The sequence below is a fragment of the Pseudomonas sp. RGM 3321 genome (genome assembly GCF_022836805.1).
GTDB lineage: Bacteria > Pseudomonadota > Gammaproteobacteria > Pseudomonadales > Pseudomonadaceae > Aquipseudomonas.
This window is the reverse complement of sequence record NZ_JALHBH010000109.1, coordinates 1-16,385: the sequence shown is the minus strand read 5'-3', so window position 1 is coordinate 16,385 and position 16,385 is coordinate 1. Positions and strand designations below refer to the sequence as shown.

Genomic DNA, 16,385 nt, shown 5'->3' with positions numbered 1-16,385 from the left:
GCTCCAGATCCTGCTCAGGTCATTCAGCCTTCGCATCTTGGATGACCTGGATCCCCAAGGACGAGGATCCCCGATGGACTCTTCCCAAGTCAGTCAGGCTTGCTCTCTGCGTTTGCTGCGCAGACGCGCCACACGTGCCTTCGCGATGATCGATGAGTAGGCCACGCATAGATAAATTCCGTTAGGAAGTTCAGAGAGGTCTAACAGGTGCTGGCCTATGACCGTTGGATCGAATGTCTTGATCGCCTCATTGGTCAGTGCATCGAGGTCGGGCGGGGCGATGCTCTCTTGTGGCTGGCCACTGTAATGGTGACTGCCAGGCTCAAGATATCCCGTCTCGCGCGGAGCGACGTATTCAGCATGCGTCGTGGGTTGTGCTGGTTCTACGGGCGGTGTCGATTGTAAGGGCTGTATCGACTCTAAAGGAGGAGGACTCAGCTCGGGCGATACGTTATGACGTTCAATAGGCGCTTCAACGGCTGGTTGCTTCTCACTGACCATAGTGGGCTCATCAAACATATCGACTGTATTACTCACCGGACGCGATGCCTTCCGAGTCTCTACTACGGCCTCTTCATTACCTGATAGTGCAGGGCGATAGCGAATGAGTAATGTCTGCCCCCAAGCCCCCTTAAACCATTGCCACACTGCCGACTTTTGTTTGCCGGAGAAGATTCGGCCAGACGGGGTAACCTTACCTAGGCCCATGAGTTCAAAGCCTGCTGGCGTGACTTCCAGCGAATCAACCACAGCCCTAGGAGCTTGCCAATAGAGCATGTCTGGGTAGGTAAAGCTCTCAGCACGTCCACCTTGACTGATAGCGTACAGGCGCTTTGCTTCTTGGCGCAGGTAAGTTTCATCTTGGATTTCACCCAAGCATCTGACGTCTGGGTGTGCTGCGCCTATCAATGCACCCGCCATGGTCGCGATCGTATCAGTATCGCTGTTGAGCAAGTTTACGACCTGCTCAATGATCTCCTGGGAGCCTACTCGCTGGCCCAGAAGTGCTGCGACGTTCGCGAAGAGGGCACACTTGAGTCCTGAGCCTCTTTCTTCGGCGCTCAATCCCTTTTCACTAGTGACTGTCTCAACATAAAGCTCAGCAGGTGATGCCGATTTGTTGGCCAGGCAGTTAACCGCGTTACCAACAGAAGCCTCCCATTCAGCCGCAACCTGATCTACTGCAATCTGAAGCGACGTGTTACTAGCCTTCTCCCACGTAGGCGCCCAGAACGTTGCGAGCTCCGAATCGCTTTTGATCAGAGAAGGGATACTCCGAATATCGGATGTAAATTGGAACCACTCTGTTTCACTAGGCACACGTCCGTGTTGGAATACGTGGGCTAGAGAAACTGCATGCACAACAGCCCCCGCGATACCTCGCATGTGGCCATGAGTACAAATGGCGTTGCGAATCACATCAACCAGATAGGAAGGCTTGTTTGTAACGTCTGCAGCGGCCCATACGTGAGGTTGGATGCGCATCGCTGCACCGTTGCCACCACCATTCACATACCCGTTGAAGAAGTTGCTGAACCAGTTCGTGCTCCGATTGCAAAGTGAGCTCGCTGCTGACTTGCTTCCTCGTCCGGCTCCCAACGCATAGACCTGCCAAATAGGCAGTTCTATTTTGGCAAATGCCTCTACATCAAAATATCCTTGACCTGAGATCGCGCGACTGGTCGAAAGACGCAGTTGAGTGTCGTCTGAATAGCTTCCAGCGGGGAGGACGACCTGAGCGCCAAATCTACCGCCAATGATCCTCTGCCATTGCTCCGTTCTGGTTGAGCGTGGCTGACCGAGTCGTTCGCTGACAAGGTTTTCGGAAGCAAGCTCCGTCGGGAATCCCATGGCGTCGCCGTAGGCTGCCCATAGCGCCGAGGAAATTGTGCGTTGCAGCCTATTTTTTGACATTGCTCTACTCACCTGATCCCTTCAAACAGCTCTGGCCTAACCACTACGTTGACAGGGGAATGCCCCGTTGCAGCCATCTGACCCGCTAGCTCGTCACTGTCATTGTCGCAACGCACGTAGATATGTTGCAAATGGTCTGTCGACAGTTCTTGGGGGTACAGGATCTCGGCTTGGTTGCAGGTCGGGAGATTACTCGGATGATTGGCGGGACGATGTGAGTAATTTGCTAGGTACTGATGAATTGGGGTCTGGAATATGGCTTCCAACCCTTCAGGGCCCTTTGCACGCTCGACGTTGGTGTAGATGTTGTTCGTCGTCGTGAACCAGACATCATCGTGAAGCAGTATTTCAGGCGTGAAATCCAGAATGCACCAGAAAAAATCCTTCTCCCTGTGCCAGCTACCGGAGCACGTTCTAAAGAACGCAGTATTGATTTGGCTGACGGAAAGGTTGGCATAATCCAGCCAGGCCCGATCCTTGTCTCGGTAGCGCGCATTAGGTTGGAAGATGTGCTTGAGCTGTTGATCTGCGTTAAGGCGCTGGCGAGATTTGAGCGCCCTTGATGCAAAGAGCCCAAGGGAGCCGCGATTGGTGGTGAAGTGGAGGATGGACTCGATGCCGCGCTCCGCAATAAGCTGCTGAATAGTCATACGTCCCGGCCCTCATACAGATCATCATCTACGAAATGCATAATGTCCGGCGCGTCGGATGGCCTGAATCCAATCAGGACGCTTTCCCTGGCCCTTCCCACGCCCATTGCGACCAGGCGGCGCAGTCGCGCTGATGGTTCGTGTTCTGCCACATCGATTTGATCCTCATCATCAGGCATGTCTACCTGAAGAACAGAACCGTCTAGGCCTATCATGATGACGTGATCGAACTCCAAGCCCTTACTGGAGTGCAGCGTACACAATGCAATGTTCTCAGGCCCATCTGGCCATATAGGAGAGCCGGTCAGATTGACGAAGGGCAGACCCGCACGATTCAGAGCGGGTATCAGATCCCGAAACCAGCCTTTGTAGTGCAAAAACGCTACAGATTGTTGGGTGAGATCAATGTCGCGAAGGAACTCTATCGCTCCGCGTACCTGATTCGGGTACGAGCCTCTCAAGACGATCGGTTTTGGCCCATCAGCCCTTGCGGTGGCGTAATTTGGCATCGTCCCGTTGTCGTCGATCGGGAGCCCTGTGAGCATGGCACTCGCGAACTGAGCAATCTGACGGGTGTTCCGGTAGTTGGTCTGCAGGGTATGGCTCTTTTCCGGGCGCAGGTTTACCCCGACCTCAACCCACGTGAAGTTGCGTGAATAAATGCGCTGAGCACTATCGAGTACGAAGGTCACTGAGGCGTCTGCCGAGCGCTGATTGAGCACCGCTCGTACCTCATTTGCCGAGAAATCCTGGGTCTCGTCCACCACGATTACGTCATATTGCTCAAGCTGGGTGTTGCTTAGGTCGCACGCCAGATCCCCCCAATCTACCCGTTCATGCTCTGCTTTGAATTCAAGATAGGGTCGGATGACGAGCTCAAGGAGCTGCTGCCTGGCCGGACGTTCCATCCGAGGCGTCACGCCTCGTCCATCTCGACGTGCAGACAAGTAGTCGTCCAATTCATCAATGTGGAAACGACCAAGAGCGTACTGAGCTTCCTCAACAACGAATTCAGACTCAAGCCCTGCGGCAGCCGCGAGTCGTCGGAGATGGGCTGATGCAACTTCCAGATCGAGAATGTTCCGGGCGCCGGTCAATCGCTGGGCCCACTTGTTGAAGGTGGCAATTTCCAGCGAAATGAGAGGCTCTTGACCCAGTTGCCGTTCGGTGAGTTCGTTGATGTAGCCCCGAAGCGTTCTGTTGAATGTCAGAACCAAGACTTTGACAGGTCGAGGTTCGACTTGCCGCCGCGCGCGATTTAAATAGAACGCCACGCTAGTGCGTAGCTTGAGGAGGGCTGTCGTCGTCTTCCCACTTCCCGCAGCCCCTCGAATCACATCAACACCAGAGGTGACTCGGGAGAACAGCGCAAGCTGCTCAGCCGTGGGTATAACGTCGATCAGCGCCTTCATCTGTCTATTCCATCCATGGGAAAGCTCGAATCCTATCACCAAATAGTGGCGTTACAGTGGCACATATCAATATTTTGTAAAATCGAAGGATACGATCAGTTTGTAGCGTCCGAAACGCCGCTATCTGTCAGATGTGGACATCTGCTACGAAATTTATTTACGGGTCTACACGGCGATTTGGGCCGAGGCGTCGGCAGTGCTGAGCAGGCCGTAGAAGCTCCCCGTACCACTACCACATGCCATGCTCATCAACGAGCTCGTAATTTTTGCCTGAAGCCATTGCTACAGTTTCTGTCGCATGTGTGTTGTTCCCTGCTTCTGGGCGGCGTAAGGCAACGCATCCGGTCAATTTCAGGTCAGGCTTGGAACTCCGCTCGCTATCAGCCCCAGCACTGTACGGTAGCTCGATAGTCATCTTCGATTCTTTTGAAATCAAAAAACTAAGTTTACCTACCACCAATTCACTGCCTCACCGACAAGTAGGGCAGGCTTACAGCCAGTAACTTGTGTGAGTGAATAGTCCTGCATGGGAGGACAATAGGGTCAAGTTTTTAGTCGCTGTAGCGCGTTGAGTACCCCCCGAAGTTAGTGAATGTCAAATCTTTGCATAAACCCTCTAGGTCGCCATAGATCAATTTTGAGCCGACATTCATCAGGATTAACTGTGAGAATATGGTGGCGATACTTCGTTTGTTTATGATGATCTTGTAAGCCACTTCTTGCGGGAAAATAATATCTGCTTTGGTGCCGATGGTAAATATTCCGCTCTGCGCTCTTAAGCGATCGTTGAAATAGTTTGGTGTAAAGAAGCAAAAACCATTTTCGCGGGCTTGCTCAACCTCATCGAATACGTTTTCTGGCAACGAGTCAGCTTCAATCCAAATGTCATTTCTTTGTTCATCTGGCGGTATGACAAAAACAGCCGCATCATGCTCCACAATGCCGATGTTAAAGTCGGTGTCTACAGGGATAGTGTCAGCGTCAGAAAATTCATCTACTAGGTGTTGGTTTTCAATTAATGAACGTTTCTTATATTTCACGCTGTCCAGTGCGAAATACAATGCGACTAAAGGTGAGAGCGACCAGTCTACCAGCCTTGTTGGCATGCCGTAGTGTTGCGCAAGGGCGAGGGTGTCCCAATTCGTCTGCGATGTCATCGAATTGTAAGCATGCCGTTCAGCATTGACTTTTCTGAACGCCTTACTAGCCCGGTCAATTAACTCGCCGGATCTTGTACTCGGGCTTCTCGCGAGGGATGATATGATAGGCCAATTAGCGTTGGCTTGGCCTCTGTAAGCAGTGCCATGAACAGTATTGGTTTCTTTATTTATTTCGACGATGGCGTCGATGTACTCGCTAAGGCTCTTCACTATGATTGTTTTTTTATACATGCGTGACTATCTCCTGCGTTGTTGAAAGTTATATATGATAAAGGCAGTTATTAAAACACCTGGTTGGCATCGAATGGTTTGACGTATTGCAGGATTTTAGCGCTGGGTTATGATTTTTGCTAGAGGCAAAAATATGTTGGGTGCTTTTGACCGCGCGTGGATCGAAGGCTTCCTCCTGCGGTAATCGAAAATACAGATATATGTATGTACGGGGTGGGGAGGTCGTACTATCTGATCTGTCGCCGTGTTGGCAGAGTTGCTTGTGACCTAGTCCCTAGGGAAACTCAGAAGAAGACTTCCAAATTTGGCAGAATGCCTGATCTCAACCACCGAGACGCCTAATGAAGCAAATGTCCTTCGCCGATGCCGAATACGTCGACAAACTTAAGCAAACCCGCCGCGGGCGCTTCCTCATCGAGATGGATCAGGTCGTGCCATGGGCACGCTTGATCAAACTGATTGAACAGCACTATCCGAACGGCGAAGGCTGTCGTCCGGCGTATCTGTTGATGGCCATGCTGCGGGTTCACTGATGTAGAACTGGTTCGGTTATAGCGACCTGACGACGGAAGAATAGCTCTATGAAACCAATATCCTGCGCCAGTTTGCCGGGCTGCACCTGGATCGGATTCCGGACGAAGCCACGATCCTCAACTTCCGTTGGCTGTTGAAAAAACATGAGCTAGCGGGTGGTATTTTGCAGGTCATTAATGGCTACCTGGGCGACCGTGGTTTGTTGCTGCGCCAAGGCACCGTGGTCGATGCGACGATCATTCATGCGCGGAGCTCGACCAAGAATAAGGAAGGTAAGCGCGACCCTGAAATGCATCAAACAAAGAAAGGAAATATGTATTTCTTTGGCATTAAAGCGCACCTCGGTGTCGATGCCGAATGGGGTTGATGCACCGCGCGGTGAGGCTTTGATTGAGGTCTGGGTTTGGAGCTCTTTGGAGCGTCGTCGGAAGCATTCTTGCCTCGTGTGACGGCTTTCAATGAGTGACCTTTGATCGTGTCTCCTTGAGTATCCCGCGGATGCTCAGTCTCTTATCTCTCCTTTTATTGTTTATTGGCGCTCACCATAGTTGTGTTCGCTGGCCTTGATTGGCGTTCGATCATCTGGATTCGTGCTCATTGACCTGGATTGGTATTCGCCGATTTGGGGAGAGAGAGTGTGCGGTTGGTTCTAGTCAACAAAGGTTGGTGGGGAGGAGGGAAGGAATTGGTTTCAAGCTGCACCTTGGTGCGGATTGGCAGCTAATCAGAATGCCAATGCGTACTTGGGATTCAAGGCTGAAAGCGTGGGCTTTGAGGGTGTTTCTTGGGGAGGGAAGTGCGCTGCCTACTCGGGGTCAAGGAGCCCTGATGTGGGGCTAACAGCTTAATAATAAAGGAGAAAATATGGAGCGGGTAGAGGGAATCGAACCCTCAACTAAAGCTTGGGAAGCTTTCGTTTTACCACTAAACTATACCCGCTCTGGGACCTGCTCTGAGCGGCTGACTTTGTACCAGAACCCTGCCTTGATTTGAAGCGCTAATTTCACCGCGCAGCGATTTCCCTCCTGATCACACCCTCGCACACCCCCCGCCAGATGCACATGCGTGTGGGCTGACGGAGAGGCGTTCACGTGTTTCAGAAGGCGAAAGCATGGTGGCCCTGAACCCGGTTGTAGACGCTGGATGAGGCTTGTGCCGGTTGCAGGAAGTTCATGAGCGCCTGTTTCGAGTCGCGGCAGGCGGCCTTGTGTTCCATGTCCAGGAAGTGGCCTGTGGCTTCGATGGTGCTGAAGCTGCAGTTCTGCAGGTATCGGGAGAACTGCGCGGCGTCGTTCGCGGAGGTGTACTCGTCCCAGGCGCCATTGATGAACAGAACCGGGGCCTTGATGCGCTTTCCTGCTGTCAGGTAGTTGTCCGGGTCAAGCTCCAGTACCTGACTGAAGTGATAGTGCATCTGGTCATATTCATGACCGTCCAGGCTGCTGACGTGGCGATAGTTGACGCGCTTGAACAGCGACGGCAGGTGCTTGCCGATAGTGTTGTTGATCAGATGCCCCATGTCGTAACGGCTATGTGCGCCGAGGTAATCGAGGCCTTTGTCCAGGTACTCGCGCATGGCACCGTTGATGACCGGTGAGAACGAGCTGATGACCGCGCTTTCGATACGTCTTGGTTGATGCGCCAGCGCAACCAGCGTAGCTGCGCCGCCCCAGGAGAAGGACAGAACGTGCTCGGCGTTGAAATGGTCGATCAGTTCCAGCAAAAGCTGACCTTCCTCTTCCCGGGTCAGTGGCGCGCCGTGCACGTTGTGCGGCTTGGACCTGCCCGAGTAAGGCTGGTCATACAGCACCACGTTGAATGTGGGGTAAAGGTTGCGGACGGTCTGAGCAAATGACGCGGTGGTGGCCAGTGAGCCGTTGACCAGAATGATGGTCTTTGCGGCGGCATCGGTGTGATAGAACTCGGTATAAACCCGAAACTGTCCTTGTATGTCCAGCACTGCTTTTTCTGGCGACATAGGTGTAACTCCTGGCGTAAACAGGTAAGCGTGCACATAACGTTGCACGAGTTTCGTGACAGGCAGGCGATAGCCGATTAAAGGCCCATGTCGATCCGATAAGCTGCTCGACAGGTATTGTTATTGGCGGGCAATGTGTCGCGAGCCAGCGGCTCGATACGACAAAGTGTTTCTTGAAATAATGGGTTGACTCATCAGTCGCATAAGGACTGATAATCCCAGTCAAGCAGTCGATCCGTTTACCCGCAAGTGCCATTCGTACCTTGTTTGCGTAATCCGCCAAACGGTTGTGACTTTTCAGAACAGGCTGATTTCCGCAGCGTGCAACGCTCGATAGCTGCCGGGTGCCAAGGTGGAGTCCAGCGCCAGCTCGCCAATATTCTCCCGGTGCAGGCGCAGCACTTTGTTATCGAAGTGACCGAACATCCGTTTCACCTGGTGATAACGACCTTCGACAATAGTCAGGCGTGCGCTACGTGGCCCCAGCAGGGTTAATTGCGCCGGTTGCGTGGTGATGTTCTCAAATGAAAAATACATTCCAGCAGCGAAGGTGGCCGCGTAGCGTTCGTCGATCGGTTGTTCGGTCTCGACGTAATACACTTTGGGCATTTTGGTCTGCGGCTGGGTGATGCGTCGTGACCATTGACCATCGTTGGTAATCAGCATCAGGCCAGTGGTGTTGAAGTCCAGTCGCCCGGCGATATGCAGCTCGTGTCTGTCAGGCTCGTCCAGCAAGTCGAGGACTGTCGGGTGCTGTGTATCAACTGTCGCGCTGACGCAGCCTTCAGGTTTGTGCAGCATGAAATAGCGGGCAGCTTTGCCGGCTTGCAGTATTTCCCCGTCGAGCGCTACGCAACTGAACTCGCGGACTTCGTGGTGCGGGTCGCTGGATGTTTGCCCGTCTACCTGCACCCGCCCGCTGGCCAGCGCCAGGCGCACGCTTTTGCGATTGAGGCTTGGCAGGTTACTGAGGAAGCGATCAAGACGCATGGCGATAGTGGCTGGCAGGGGATGGGTGGCGCATCTTACTCGTTGATCCGGTCGGCAGGCTGGCCGGATGCGGCCTCCTGGATCCCTGCGCAACGCGGACACAGACACGCCTTGTCGCGAATGTCCGCAGACAAGGCTTCAAGCAAAGCAGGGTCGATGCTTTCCGAAAAGCACCAGCAGGCCTGGTCTGCCGTACGCGGGTCAGCCAGGCTGCACTGGTTGCTGAAGCCGCACAGAGGGCAAAGGCGGGTGTCGTTCATGGCGATTGTCTTGCTCGATGATAGGGGCAGTTGGTTCAGGCGCTTCTGCCAATTGGCTATGTTGCAGGGGGATGATAAACCGGTGCGCGGCGCAACAGTGCAGATATTGCTGCGCACCGGCAGTGCACCAGCAGCACCCTGTCGTAATGAATGCCCTGTGTCGACAGGCTGTTGAACAGGTCGCTCAACGACGGGGGCGTCTTGCCGAAGCGGTTGCGTACCGTCAGTACATCCATTGGTGTTGGCGGTAACCAGCCTTTGAGGGGCGATGCGTTCGAGTTGCCTACCACCCGTGCAATATCGTCATAAGTTTCGTCACTGGCTGTCTGGAACTTGGACAGGCTGTAGTTTTTCAGCCTGCCAGGCAGCGACGTGCCCGCGAGTATCTTGTCAGTCATCAGCAATGGCTCATGCGCGACGACTGAGTGCATCAGAATATTTTCCGCTGTATTAGAGATGGCAAACGGCCGGGCATTCTTATTGACGATACGGTGCAATTTGGGATCGACCAATTCATAACCATGCGGCGCGTAGGTTCGGATCTCTATGCCGTTGGGGATCTTCACTGTTGCAGCCCACGGCGTGTAGTACCCGTGGGTGCTGACCACCAGTGTCCGCGCCTGACCTCTGTCCGACGTCCAGAGCAGGAAATGGCGGCCCAGCTTCCAGGCATGAACCGGCACCAAACCGGGCGACGCTATGCTGGCGATAGTCCAGCGTTTTAGCAGGGCGTCGGTATGAAAGAATTTTTCCAGTCGTGTCTGGCGCGGTTTTAATGGCCGCGCGCCTAAACGGCTGGAGCCTCGTGAGCCACCGGACAACGCTAAAAACGCCCCCGCCGTATGACCAGCAGGTTTGACGATTTTAGTCAGTGTGCGTACTAGTCTGGGTGTCTGCGGCCCAAGCTGTAACAAGCCCAGCGATAATGTTGCCAGCAGCGCCTGATTCCTTTCTGCGTAACGACTGCCCGGCAAATGCGCGGAGGCAACGCTCAGTGCAGTGAGGCCGACTTCCGCTGCCAGCGACGCAACAAATGCCGGTGTCAGCAACAGAGACATGGGCACCAACAAACGCTGTAAGTGGTGTAGGCGGTCTGTCCAGTACGCCAGCGAAACCTGTGCGGAGGTCACGATCTGCTCCTCTGCATCATCCAGCGAATTCTGTTTCAGGAGTTGATGCAGATAACCGAACGGCGAACCCTCCAGCTTTTTTTCACACAATGAGTGGTGCAGGGCTTTTCGAGCGTCAGGGTTGTACAGCGCATCTGTCCACGGGCGCAAAATGGAGGCAGGCGGACTGGGAGCCTGAACGCCGCCCCATAGCTTGAACAGGTAGTCCAGACGTTGGTGATGGCGCACAGGAACGTAGCGCATCACGGCTTCACGCCAGTCCGTGTGGGTGGTCTTCAGGTTCAGATAGCGTTCAAGTGCATCGTCGTCCGTAAACTCGATAAAGGCTTCGGGATACCCTGGCTGGTAGAGCACCTTCGGTTTACCGGGTTGCTCAAGAATCAACAGCCCGGTGTATTGATGTTCCATGCCGTCGATCAGCGAGCCCTGAATGAAGAAACCAAATGCCAGCCAGTGATGTGGCGCAGAGGGGGCGAGGGCTTCGACGACTTGATCGAAGCCGCTACGTTTGAGGCTGCCGCGCTTCAGGCTGATCAGCGCCTGATGGATAAAGGCTGATTTGAGTGCCTGTTCGATGGCTTCTTTTTGTTGTCCCCAGAATTCTTGAATACGTGTGGTCATCCAGCTCAGGAAATCGAATGCCTTGATATAGTCTTCAAGTGCCTGCGGCGTGATCGCCAAACTCTGGCCCTGAGCGCGTACGCCCTGGCCGGTGGTGTCGAGAAAGACCTCTGTAATACCGTCGTGATCAATATAGCCCTGGGGAGCATCCACCCGGTAGTTGATCACCAGCGCTTCGCTCAGGCTGATCGGTTTTTCATCGGGCATGTGAATATGCGTGGCTGGATTGCGGGCTCCGCCCAGAGGGCTGAACAATTTACCGGGTTGATAGGCGATGAACACGTGGTCGGGGTTGAGCGTCAGCCCGTGATGTTCCAGCAGATAAGTTGCCATGACCTGCGCAGCCATTCTGGAGGCCGAGGGGATGTATTCCAGAAGGTCAGGGGCGGTCTGCCAGAGGTCTACCGCCCCGGCCAGCTTGAGGCTGCGCGACACAGTCTTGAGCAGGTCGATGTTCTGGCTGTTTAGCTGTGCCTCGGCGAATAATGCCTGGGTCAGTTCGGTAAAAACGTCTTCCGCGAGCAGCGGCGCACTGGCAACGATGCCTGTGTCCTGATCAAGCGCATGCAACGCGTAGCCATAGAGCCTTGAGGCATTCAGGGCCTCCAGCAGCCTGTTGGTCATCTGGTCCGGATCATCGCTGATGTATTCGATGACTTTGCCCTTGGCACCCAGTATGTGAATGAAACAGTGGGAGGTGGTTTTCGACCTGACCTGAAAAATTCCCGGCACCGTTTCGCCGTTGAGTGACAAGACTCGAACCTCGGATTTCTCACCGCGGCGGCTCTGTTCCAGTGTCGCTATGTCGCTTGGGAATTCGCTGAGCCCCAGGGCGTCCAGCGTCAGGAAATAGCCGTCACGGCTGATGTGCCCGTGGAAGAGCTGGCGAGCCAGCGCATCCAGAAAACCCAACCGAGACAAAGTGCGGCAGGTGACTGTGTATCGTGTCCTGAAAGCCTCCAGAGTCATGCTGTAGTCGCGATCCAGCGGTGTCTCGCTGAGCCACTTGACCACCTGCCTTGCGCTCAGTGACGGGGCTTCCTCGGACAAAGGCGTGTCGATGATTTCACTGCGATACAGGGCCACGAACTGTTCTGGATCGAAGACCGCCAGTGCTACGTTGGTCAGCGACATGTCAATGCTGTAACGCTCATGCCCCTCGTCGTTCAGTGCGGGCAGGGTCTGCGTGCTGAACGTGATCCGCAGCGTGTCCGGGTCCAGCGTCTTGCCGGTCTTTTGTTTGAGCAGCATGACGAGTTGTTGGCGGACATAGTGTTTTCGAGTCGGCGGGAAGTCCATATCCAGCTGGCAGGCTTCAAGGAGCAAGGCCGAGTTGGCGATCAGATGGAAGCCCGGGCTTTTGCGCAGTGCGTCGAGCGTGCGTTCGATGCGTGCGGTCGTATCTTGCGTATCGTGCTTTTCGGCCAGCGGCGGCAGTGGCTGTTCACAGGGTGGAAACTGGAGCGCAGGCAGTGCAAAGGGCACCCAGGCATTGAGCGTATCGTGTCGGTTGTTACTGTACTCTGGCAGCAGAACGCTTGGCTGTTCCAGCAGAAACGATGAGGCTTTAAAGAGGGTGTCCTGGCGAAGCGGACTCCAGATGTGGTTCATGACGGCCGGTCGAAGTGAGTGGATGCGCACTATGTCGGCAAGGCCGTCCGAACATGACATAACTATGTAGTAGTGACAGGGCTTTTGAAGCAACAGAGCCGTTTCAGACAGGGCGGCACGTCAGAGCATGCCGCCTTTTCGCTTACATCTGTTGCAAGTGGGCACGCCAGCCGCCGAGGTGGCTGATGTCGCGAGCACCTGTCAGGCCGTAGGCTTCACAGATAAACCCGGTCTCCCAGCGACCATCGGCCAGTTGCACCTTACCCAGGCCCAACGGTGCCGGAATGCCGGTCAGAAACGACCCCAGCTCGACACTGGGCAACTCCCAGACTTCCACCTCAATGGCCACACCGTCTTCGGCCACCCGTACCATCCCTGGACGAAATGGCGGACCACCGGCCAGCGCGAACAACTTATAGTCGGCTGAGCTGTGTGTGGACTCCAGCAAGCGGGCACCGCGTCGCTTGAGCTGCCTGTTCAATGCCAGTCCGTCCAGGTGCGCGCCGCAGACCACCAGCCGGGCCATATCGTTACCTGCTGCGCTCTTCGGCGCGGGCAATCGAGGTGCTTCACCGCCGATCAAAGGCAGTTCGGTGTGCCGCTGGAAAGCATCGGCCAGGCTGAGCAGGTATTGATCGGTGAATGCCCGTCCGAACAACGTAATGCCCCACGGCAGGCCGTTGCTCATGAAGGCGCTGGGTACGGCGATGGCGGCGTAGTCGAGCAGGTTGACGAAATTCGTGTAATAGCCCAGCTCCGAATTGCGCAGCACCGGCTCGGCAGCCAGTTCTGCTGAAGTTACCGGGCGGCCGATGCTCGGCGTTACCACACAATCCAGCCCCTCAAGCGCCCGATCGCACATCGCCTTGAGCGCCTGCAGACGGTATTGCGCCCGAAACGTATCGACCCCGCTGACCTGGGGTGCCTTGGCCAGCACGTCGCGAATCACCGGTAATACCGCGTCGGGATGCTCTTCCATTAATTGCCCGGCTACGCTGTAGCGCTCTGCCACCCACGGGCCCTCATACAACAGCCGCGCAGCTTCGAGAAACGGCGACAGGTCTACCGTGACCGCTTCGCCGCCCAGCGCAGTGAGATGGGCGATGGCCGCGCTGAACAGCCTCTGTCCTTCGGTACAACCAAAGAATTCCAGGTCTTCAGCGCGCGGTACGCCGAAGCGAAACGGCCGAGGTGCGCCGAAAGCCGAAAGGTCATTCCACTGCGGGTTGTATCGGCTGTACTCATCGCGTGGATCAAGCGTGGCAACCAGCCCCAGCAGTTGGCTGGCTTCCCTTGCTGTGGCAGTAAAGATCGACACGCAATCCTGCGTACGGCAAGCGGGTACGACACCTGCGGTGGAAATCAGCCCCTTGCTGGCTTTCAGCCCCACCAGATTGTTCAATGCTGCGGGCACGCGGCCCGAACCCGCCGTGTCGGTGCCCAGCGAGAAGCTACTGACTTCCAGCGCGACGGCCAGTGACGAACCAGCGCTTGAGCCGCCGGACGGGTACTCTTTCAAGACACTGTTAGGGCAGGCACCGTAGGGTGAGCGGCTGCCATTCAGGCCGGTGGCGAACTGGTCCAGATTGGTCTTGCCCATGGGCACCGCACCCAGCGCGATCAATTGCTCGACGATGGTCGCCGAGCGCTCTGGCATGTAGGCATACGCCGGGCAGGCAGCGGTGGTCGCAATGGCGGCCAGATCAATGTTGTCCTTGATCGCGAAGGGCACGCCGTACAGCGGCAGGCTATGAATATCGCGATTTTCCAGCGCGGCCAGATAGGGCTCCAGTTCAGCCGGGCTTAGCAGGTGAATGAACAGGTGATAATCCGCGTTGAGCGTTGCGGCTTTTTCACGTAGCGCCAGAATCAGCTGGCGTGGGGAAATCTGGCCGGACAGGTAAGTGGTGCGTACGGTATCCAGGCGCAGGTCATTGGGCAGTGCTGTGTCGTTCATGACGCGATTCCATTGAAAGTGAAAAATTGGAAAAGTTGATTGGTTCAGCCTGCTGCCAGCACCACCACCCGTTGTCCGGCGCGTACTGCCGAGCCGGGTTGCACCCGGACCTCCTGCACCACACCTGCGACCGGTGCGAGCAGGGGGATTTCCATTTTCATGGACTCCAGAATCACCAGCACATCACCTGCTTCGACACGCTCACCGGGTTGCACCTGGACCTGCCAGAGATTGCCTGCGATGTGGCTGTCGACGCCTTGCTGGCCTGTTTTCAGAGGCAATTCTTCGGTGTTTGGGGCGACGCCTTCATCGCTCTGGAAGTCGGCCTGGCCGTTGGCGATCCAGCGTTCGCGTTCGGCGTTGAACGCGGACTTTTGCTGAGCACGGAATGCTTTAATGCCGTCGGCTTCGCGGGTCAGAAAGGCCTGGTAGTCGGCCATGTTCAAGGTGCTGTGTTCGATGTTCAGATCGAAGCGGCCCAGCGGGAAATCGCGACGGATGCGTAGCAATTCGTCGGCGCTGACCGGGTAGAAGCGGATCTGGTCAAAAAAGCGCAGCAGCCACGGTTTGCCCTCGAAGGCGGCAACGTCGCGGTAGCGATTCCACATCTGCAGCGTGCGTCCGACGAATTGATAGCCGCCGGGGCCTTCCATGCCGTACACGCACATGTAGGCACCACCGATGCCGACTGAATTCTCGGCGGTCCAGGTGCGCGCCGGGTTGTACTTGGTGGTCACTAATCGATGACGCGGGTCCAGCGGCGTGGCGACCGGTGCGCCGAGGTACACATCGCCCAGCCCCATGACCAGATAACTGGCGTCGAACACCGTACGCTGCACCTCGTCAAGGTTGGGCAGGTCGTTGATGCGCCGGATGAACTCCAGGTTGCTCGGGCACCACGGTGCGTCCTTGCGCACGGTGGTCATGTACTTCTCTATGGCCAGCTGACAGGCCGGGTCATCCCAGGACAAGGGCAGATGGACGATGCGCGACGCCACTTGCAGGTCTTTCGCTGCGCACACTGCGTCCCACTCTCCAGCGACGATGTCGAGCAATTGCCGAAGCGGCAGTTGCTCGGGGCGGTAATGGACTTGCAGCGAGCGAATACCTGGCGTCAGGTCAATCACGCCCGCCAGTTGCTTGGCCTCCAGCGCCAGCATCAAGGCATGGCCGCGCAGGCGCAGCACCAGATCCAGCTCTGGCGCACCGATTTCCAGCAGCAGATGGGTATCGCCGGACAGGCGTGCGACCAAGCGTTTATCGTCCTGACCTATGTCGAGAATGACCGGAGAGGGCAAATCCTCTATCCGCACAGCTTCGCTCCCACGGATGTTTGCGGGGCCTTGTAGGAGCGGACTTGTCCGCGAAGAGGGCGGCACAGCCGATGGATTTCCTGCGTCAGGAATATAGCCTTCGCGAACAAGTTCGCTCCTACTGGAGTTTGCGATGCCTTGTAGGAGCGGACTTGTCCGCGAAGAGGGCGGCACAGCCGATGGATTTCCTGCGTCAGGAATATAGCCTTCGCGAACAAGTTCGCTCCTACTGGAGTTTGCGGGGCCTTGTAGGAGCGGACTTGTCCGCGAAGAGGGCGGCCCAGCCGATGGATTTCCTGCGTCAGGAATATAGCCTTCGCGAACAAGTTCGCTCCTACTGGAGTTTGCGATGCCTTGTAGGAGCGGACTTGTCCGCGAAGAGGGCGGCACAGCCGATGGATTTCCTGCGTCAGGAATATAGCCTTCGCGAACAAGTTCGCTCCTACTGGAGTTTGCGGGGCCTTGTAGGAGCGGACTTGTCCGCGAAGAGGGCGGCCCAGCCGATGGATTTCCTGCGTCAGGAATATAGCCTTCGCGAACAAGTTCGCTCCTACTGGAGTTTGCGATGCCTTGTAGGAGCCGACTTGTCCGCGAAGAGGGCGGCACAACCGATGGATTTCCTGC

10 protein-coding genes, 1 tRNA gene and 1 pseudogene are annotated in these 16,385 nt (G+C 55.8%); 1 reads left to right on the top strand and 11 read right to left on the bottom strand.

Annotated features, from left to right (window positions below; all coding sequences use genetic code 11):
* Positions 1–93 precede the first annotated feature (93 nt).
* The 4 genes from RGM3321_RS13440 to RGM3321_RS13425 form a co-directional block, all read right to left on the bottom strand.
* Positions 94–1,914 (bottom strand): ADP-ribosylglycohydrolase family protein, encoded by a 1,821-nt coding sequence (locus RGM3321_RS13440; RefSeq protein WP_244393420.1) that lies wholly within the window; start codon positions 1,912–1,914, stop codon positions 94–96.
* Between the two features lie 8 nt (positions 1,915–1,922).
* Positions 1,923–2,564, bottom strand: coding sequence for a DarT ssDNA thymidine ADP-ribosyltransferase family protein (locus RGM3321_RS13435; protein ID WP_244393418.1), 642 nt, complete (start codon positions 2,562–2,564; stop codon positions 1,923–1,925).
* Positions 2,561–3,976, bottom strand: a complete 1,416-nt coding sequence (locus RGM3321_RS13430; protein ID WP_244393417.1) for an AAA family ATPase — start codon at positions 3,974–3,976, stop codon at positions 2,561–2,563. Before RGM3321_RS13430 ends, RGM3321_RS13435 begins: the two co-directional genes overlap by 4 nt.
* 551 nt (positions 3,977–4,527) lie before the next feature.
* Entirely contained in the window at positions 4,528–5,367 is an 840-nt protein-coding gene (locus tag RGM3321_RS13425; protein WP_244393415.1) for an FRG domain-containing protein, read from the bottom strand.
* A gap of 341 nt (positions 5,368–5,708) precedes the next feature.
* Here RGM3321_RS13425 and RGM3321_RS13420 point away from each other — a divergent pair.
* A pseudogene (locus RGM3321_RS13420) lies at positions 5,709–6,253 on the top strand (IS5 family transposase); the annotation flags it as partial.
* A gap of 513 nt (positions 6,254–6,766) precedes the next feature.
* Here the strand turns inward: RGM3321_RS13420 and RGM3321_RS13415 are convergent.
* The 7 genes from RGM3321_RS13415 to RGM3321_RS13385 form a co-directional block, all read right to left on the bottom strand.
* Positions 6,767–6,840, bottom strand: a tRNA-Gly gene (locus RGM3321_RS13415).
* A 157-nt stretch (positions 6,841–6,997) separates the two neighbouring features.
* Positions 6,998–7,879 carry an alpha/beta hydrolase gene (locus RGM3321_RS13410; RefSeq protein ID WP_057402904.1) on the bottom strand — a complete coding sequence of 294 codons (882 nt, stop codon included), beginning with the start codon at positions 7,877–7,879 and terminating at the stop codon, positions 6,998–7,000.
* Positions 7,880–8,176: 297 nt separating this feature from the next.
* Positions 8,177–8,869: a 16S rRNA pseudouridine(516) synthase gene (locus RGM3321_RS13405; RefSeq protein ID WP_244393413.1), complete on the bottom strand. Its 693-nt coding sequence runs from the start codon at positions 8,867–8,869 to the stop codon at positions 8,177–8,179.
* A 35-nt stretch (positions 8,870–8,904) separates the two neighbouring features.
* Complete coding sequence (locus tag RGM3321_RS13400) at positions 8,905–9,129, bottom strand: cysteine-rich CWC family protein (protein WP_244393412.1); 225 nt, start codon at positions 9,127–9,129, stop codon at positions 8,905–8,907.
* Positions 9,130–9,185: 56 nt separating this feature from the next.
* Positions 9,186–12,491 carry a DUF6543 domain-containing protein gene (locus RGM3321_RS13395; RefSeq protein ID WP_244393411.1) on the bottom strand — a complete coding sequence of 1,102 codons (3,306 nt, stop codon included), beginning with the start codon at positions 12,489–12,491 and terminating at the stop codon, positions 9,186–9,188.
* 142 nt (positions 12,492–12,633) lie between these two features.
* Entirely contained in the window at positions 12,634–14,448 is a 1,815-nt protein-coding gene (atzF, locus tag RGM3321_RS13390) for an allophanate hydrolase (RefSeq protein ID WP_244393409.1), read from the bottom strand.
* Positions 14,449–14,492: 44 nt separating this feature from the next.
* Positions 14,493–16,385, bottom strand: a 1,893-nt coding sequence (locus RGM3321_RS13385; RefSeq protein ID WP_244393407.1) for a carboxyltransferase domain-containing protein, incomplete at its 5' end; no start/stop codon positions are given.